5 protein-coding genes are annotated in these 6285 nt (G+C 44.6%); 4 read left to right on the forward strand and 1 reads right to left on the reverse strand.

What is annotated here, in order from left to right; translation table 11 throughout:
* From ACZFYI_RS13845 to ACZFYI_RS13860, 4 genes are all read left to right on the forward strand, one after another.
* The coding region (locus ACZFYI_RS13845) for a 6-phosphogluconolactonase (RefSeq protein ID WP_462524720.1) at positions 1-672 on the forward strand (672 nt) is incomplete at its 5' end.
* Positions 673-862: 190 nt separating this feature from the next.
* Positions 863-3412: a DUF7133 domain-containing protein gene (locus ACZFYI_RS13850; RefSeq protein WP_462524721.1), complete on the forward strand. Its 2550-nt coding sequence runs from the start codon at positions 863-865 to the stop codon at positions 3410-3412.
* A gap of 16 nt (positions 3413-3428) precedes the next feature.
* The gene (locus tag ACZFYI_RS13855) at positions 3429-4529 is read left to right on the forward strand and encodes a sugar phosphate isomerase/epimerase family protein (protein ID WP_462524722.1); all 1101 of its coding nucleotides are present in this window, start codon (positions 3429-3431) and stop codon (positions 4527-4529) included.
* Between the two features lie 42 nt (positions 4530-4571).
* Complete coding sequence (locus ACZFYI_RS13860) at positions 4572-5363, forward strand: SDR family NAD(P)-dependent oxidoreductase (protein ID WP_462524723.1); 792 nt, start codon at positions 4572-4574, stop codon at positions 5361-5363.
* Between the two features lie 143 nt (positions 5364-5506).
* Here the strand turns inward: ACZFYI_RS13860 and ACZFYI_RS13865 are convergent.
* On the reverse strand, positions 5507-6285 hold a 779-nt coding region (locus ACZFYI_RS13865), incomplete at its 5' end, for a GntP family permease (protein ID WP_462524724.1).

Here is a 6285-nt window from a genome sequence, read left to right on the forward strand (position 1 = left end):
GACTCCCTCAGTCAATATGCTGCAAAACTTATCATGGATGAAGTTCAGCTTAAAAAGGATTTGTTATTCTGTGCCGCTACCGGAAATTCCCCGACAGGAATGTATGCCGAGATGTCAAAAAACAAATCCATGTTTGAAAAGATGCGGGTAGTCAAAATGGACGAGTGGGGAATCATTCCGCTTTCCCATCCCGATTCCTGTGAATCTTACCTGCAAAAGCATTTACTCGAACCCTTGGCAATTTCCCATAACAGGTATACCGGATTTGAAACAGCGGCTGATAAAGTGGAAGCAGAATGTGCAAGGATGGAAACATTCATCGCTGATCAAGGTCCTTTCGATATCTGTATCCTTGGCTTGGGAAAAAATGCACACATCGCTTTTAATGAACCTGCTGATTTTTTGCAACCTGATTTTCACAAAGCTGTTTTGGCTCCTTCGACCATTCAACATGATCCGGCTTTGTCTCAGGGACCTGAACCAGCCTATGGCTTATGTGTAGGAATGAAAGACATCCTTCAGACAAAAAAAGTCATTTTCCTCATTACCGGAAAAGGCAAACAGGAAGCCATCAAACAGATTTTGGACAGAAAAATATCAACACAATGTCCCGCATCATTCCTTTGGATGCATCCCAATGTGGAGTGCCTGATTGATAAAAACAGCTTATAAAATCGGAGTCTTGGATCCAAGGAATTCAAATTCTTCCCTAACAACTTATTAAAATTACCAACAATCCGTTTTTTGTCCGTCTCTGTAAAACATGCTTGTGTATCAGGGGAATAAATTGCAAATTGGGTGAAAGCTATGATTTGAATTGATGGAAATTCAGATTTTGCTTTTATTAGCAATAAACCCATTCATGCATTTCTCACGCCTATTTACATTCCTTCTTTTGACTTCTTTCCTGAGCTTTTGTTCGGGAAAGAAGAATCCAATCCCGGAAGATTCCTCTCCCCCAAAATCCCCTGAAGAAGAACTTGCTACTTTCCAACTTGAACCGGGATTCAAAATCCAGTTGGTGGCATCTGAACCTATGGTACAGGACCCGATTGCTTTGACTTTTGACGAAGATGGCAGACTTTGGGTAGTAGAGATGCGGGGATTTATGACTGACATAGATGGGAGTGAAGAAAAAAATCCGGTGGGAAGAATATCTGTTTTGGAAGATGAAGACGGTGATGGAGTCATGGACAAAAGCACCGTTTACCTCGATAGCCTCGTGATGCCAAGGGCATTGGGATTGATCAAAAACGGGGCATTGATTGCGGAAAGCAATTCCCTTTGGATTACTCAGGATATTGATGGTGATCTTAAGGCAGATTCAAAAGTCCTATTGGATTCTACTTATTCTCAAAATGGCATTCCGGAGCATTCTGACAATGGTCTGCTGAGAAACATCGACAACTGGTACTACAACGTGAAGTCCAAACTAAGGTATAGAAACCAAGGCGGAGAGTGGTTGCGGGACAGCACCGAAGCCCGCGGGCAATGGGGCATCAGCCATGACGATCAGGGAAGGTTGTTTTACAATTACAATTGGTCACAGCTACATGCTGACCTTGTTCCTGCCAATTACCTTTCCCGAAACAAAAACCACTCCCCTTCCACAGGCATTGACCATGGACTGACTATAGACCGAAAGATTTTTCCGATAAGACCCAATCCGGCTGTTAACAGGGGTTATATCCCCGGTACTTTGGATGAGGAAGGGAGGCTTTTGGAGTTTACCTCAGCATGTTCTCCCCTTGTATTCAGAAGTACCTTGTTCCCAAAGGAGTATTACGGAAATGCCTTTGTCTGTGAAAATGCCGGAAACCTGGTTAAAAGGAATGTTGTGGTCCAAAAAGACCTCCTTTTGGAAGCTTTTGACCCAAATCCCGGAAAGGAATTTTTGGCTTCCACGGATGAACGGTTCCGCCCCGTAAACTCCGCCATCGGTCCGGATGGAGCAATGTATATCGCTGACATGTATCGGGGAATGGTACAACACGGGTCTTATGTTACTCCTTATTTGCGGGAACAGACGCTCAAGCGAGGTTTGGTATTACCTGTTCATATGGGGAGAATCTGGCGGATCGTTCCTGAGGATTGGAAACCAACCCCGATTCCAAAACTTTCAAAAGAGAGTTCAGCGGATCTTATTCAGCGTCTTTCCCACCCTGACGGCTGGCACAGAGACATGGCACAGAGGCTTTTGGTCGAGCGGGAAGGCCGGTCAGTTATGAGTGATTTGAAGGATTTGGTTCTGAACGGAAAAACCGAACTAGGAAGATTCCACGGGCTTTGGACATTGGAAGGGTTGGGAGACAAAGATCCGGAATTGCTATTGTCACTTTTGGAAGACAAGTCTATTTTGCTCCAAAAAACTGCTTTGAGGCAATTGGAAGAACCCGCATTGGCTTCCCGGGAATTACATGAAAGTCTGGGTCAAAAAATGATGGTAATGGCAAACGAAGCCCCTATTGATCTTTCATTGCAGTTGGCATTGAGTGCATCCGTATTGCCTCCCAAAGAAGCTTCAGATGTTTTAGGAAAAGTAATAACACGGTTTGGAGACGACCCTCTGATCAGAGATGCTGTCATGAGCAGTCTGGGCAATATGGAATTTGATTTTCTCCAAAAATTATGGGCCTCAGAAAACTGGAAAACCACTTCCCCTTCAAAAGAGATTTTCCTTGAAATGCTCACCGTATCCATTGTTAAGAACAGAGACCCAAGAGAATTGGAAAGCTTGATGATCCTTATTGACAAATCATCTGAAGATGCTGGATGGAAACAGGAGGTAGTACTTACCGGCATGGCAATCCAAGCTGCGAACAGCCGTTCCAAAGGTCCTTTGGCATTGAAAAAAGAACCGGCGATATTTAGGAGAAGCGATTTACCGATTGAACCTTCAAGGGTGGAAATGCTTAAATCCATGTTTTCGTGGCCTGGATATACACCTAAATTGATGGAAGCCTCCGCCAATTCCCTTGATGAAAAAGGCTTGCAGCAATTTGCTTTGGGCAGACAAAAATACCTGGTAACCTGTGCCGGTTGTCATGGTTCAGACGGTGCCGGAGTCAATAGGATGGGACCACCATTGACGGGTTCGGAATGGGTTCTAGGCGATGAAATCAGGCTTTCCCTCATCCTCCTCCATGGTATGGAGGGCCCATTGGAAGTAGCAGGCAAAAAATACGATGCCCCCGAAATCCTCCCCATCATGCCCGCCCATTCGACAATGGATGATGCTTCGATTGCGGCAATATTGACCTATATCCGAAACGAATGGGGAAATCAAGCGCCTGCCATCTCGGGAAGGACCGTTTCCTCTACCCGCCATACTTCGCAGGGAAGGGTATATCCTTGGACAGCTCCTGAACTTATCAAGCATACCGATTCCTTATCTGTCCTCCAACCAAACTAGAAACCCATCGACCAAAATGAAATCCACTGACAAACACATCCGCTCCTTTTCATCTGATCGAAGGGATTTTCTCCAAAAAACAGGATTGGCGGCTTTGGCCATGGCTTTTCCTTTGCCATCTTTTTCAATGGAATTTGAGGGAGTTTCGATGGGGATCGTTGTCCATTCCTATGGAGCAAGGTGGAATTCCAAAGTCCCGAGTGAAAAATATCCGGGTTTTGAAAATGCCCTCCAACTCATCGAACATTGCCATCAGATCGGGGCAGGTGGTGTACAGGTAGGAGTCAACAATTGGACTTCGGATTTTGCTAAAAAAGTCAGGGACCAAAGGGAAAAACTCGGATTATATCTTGAAGGAAGCATTGGCTTGCCAAAATCCCAAGAGGATCTCGATAGGTTTGAAAAAGAAGTAATGGCTTCCAAAGAAGCCGGAGCCACTATTTTGAGGACCGTTTGTTTGGGAGGAAGGAGATATGAAAACTTTAAAACTGAAAAAGAATTTCTGGATTTTAAGGCTGTTTCCTTAAAATCACTTCAATTGGCTGAGCCCGTTGTAAGGAAGCATAAAATGAAACTTGCCATCGAAAACCACAAAGACTGGCGTGCTGCTGAATTGGTGGAAATCATCAAAGGCTTGGACAGCGAATGGATGGGAGTGACTTTGGATTTTGGCAACAACCTTTCCCTTTTGGAAAAGCCTGATGAAGTCATCGCCCTTTTGGCACCCTATTCCTTTTCGACACACATCAAGGATATGGGCGTCAAATCCTACTCCAAAGGGTTTTTGCTTTCTGAAGTTCCTTTGGGCGAAGGCATCGTCGACCTCAAGTCAGGAGTAGCGCTTTGCAAAAAATACAATCCCAACATCACCTTCAACCTTGAAATGATCACCCGTGACCCGTTGGAAATACCTTGCCTGGAAGAGGAATATTGGGCCACCTTTGACAACATATCAGGTTCTGAATTGCCAGGAATTCTCAAAATGGTCAGAGAAAAATCCTTTGCAGGTGAATTGCCCTATACGAGAAACCTGGAGCCCGAGCAGCGGCTTGATTATGAAGAAGCTAACGTCCTCGCCAGTCTCCGTTACAGTAAAAATGATTTAGGGCTAGGCTGATTGCAAAAAAATAAATCATCATTCATTTAAGATAAAAATACTATGAATACTTCAGTAAGTGAATTGCCGGGAATCAAACTTTTTGACTTGACGGGAAAATCGGCCATCATCACAGGCGGCTCCAAAGGCCTTGGTTTGGCCATGGCTGCAGGCTTGGCTTCAGCAGGTGCTAATGTGATGCTGGTAGGAAGAGATGGTGCGATCGCAGCTGAGTCGGCCTTGGAATTGGAAAAAGCCTATGGCATCAAAGCCATTTCCTTTTCAGCTGATGTATCTTCCAAAGAGCAGACCGAAACCATGGCCAATGTTGCCATGGAAATATTTGGAAGAATAGACATCCTGATCAACAGCGCAGGGATCAATATCCGTGGAGCCATCGATGAATTGAGCGAGGAAGATTTCAAAAAAGTAATGGATGTCAATGTTAACGGAACATGGCTTTGCAACCGTGCCGTCGTACCATATATGAAGATCGCAAATAAGGGAAGTATCATCAATATGGCAAGTACGCTCGGATTGGTAGGACTTGCGAACAGGACTCCCTACGCTTCAAGCAAAGGAGCAGTGGTACAGATGACCCGTGCGCTTGCACTCGAATTGGCACCCTTTAATATCACGGTCAATGCCATTTGCCCGGGGCCATTCCTTACAGAAATGAATCTGCCGATAGCCGATACGGAAGAGGGGAAGAAATTTGTGGTAGGAGCAACTGCATTGGGAAGATGGGGGCATCTGAAGGAAATACAGGGAGCAGCACTGTTTTTGGCAAGTGACGCCGGGACCTATATGGTAGGTTCGATGCTGACTGTGGATGGTGGCTGGACTGCTAGATAATGTAGAATTGAGAATGAAAAATGCAGAATTAAAAAGAGGGAATCCAAAACTTTTTAAGGTTTTAGATTCTCTCTTTCCTTATCTGTTAAACTGATAGAATTTTTTCCGAAATGATTGATTTTAGAGCATTATCCAATCATGCTTTATACAAAAAGCGTAATCAGATAAATCACCGAAATCGCTGTCACAGACATGATAAGCGTTCCAAGGCTATGTGTCTGATTTCCCTGCTTAATCGAAAGTCCTGATAATTGGGTGACTGCCCAAAAGAAACTGTCATTGGCATGGGAAATAGCAATCGCACCAGCCCCGATGGACAAAGCTGCAAACACCCGCATTGTCTCTGAATCCAAACCCAAAGACACTAGCAAAGGAGCAATGATCGAAGCTGTCGTAATCATGGCCACTGTGGAAGAACCTTGAGCTGTCTTAAGGGCAAAAGCAATCAAGAAAGGAAGGAAAATCCCCCAATTGGCACTGCTCATATTGGAACTTACCATGTCTCCGATACCCGAATTTTGAAGCATCCTTCCAAAAACCCCACCTGCCCCTGTAATCAAAATGACAGGCGCCGCAATCAGCATGGCCTCCCCTATCCAACCTGAGGAAGACAACAGTTTGCGGTCAAACTTTGCAGGAAGCGTAAATGACAAAAATGCCCCAAGAAGCAGAGCAATAACCGGACTTCCAATAAAAAAGATAACGGACGTAAATTCATTCTCACCAAAAGGTTTGGTTGGGTATTTTGCAATGGATGCCAGGATGATCAAAATCAAAGGCACAATAACCGGCAGAAAAGAATTGAAAACCGAAGGTGGCTTGGGCAAAGTCTTTCCAATCTCCACCTCAGCGACTTTTGGTTCAAGCGGGATTTTCAAACATACTTTTCTGATAAAGAAATAACTTGGAACCAGTGTAATCA

The sequence above is a fragment of the Aquiflexum sp. genome (genome assembly GCF_977115555.1).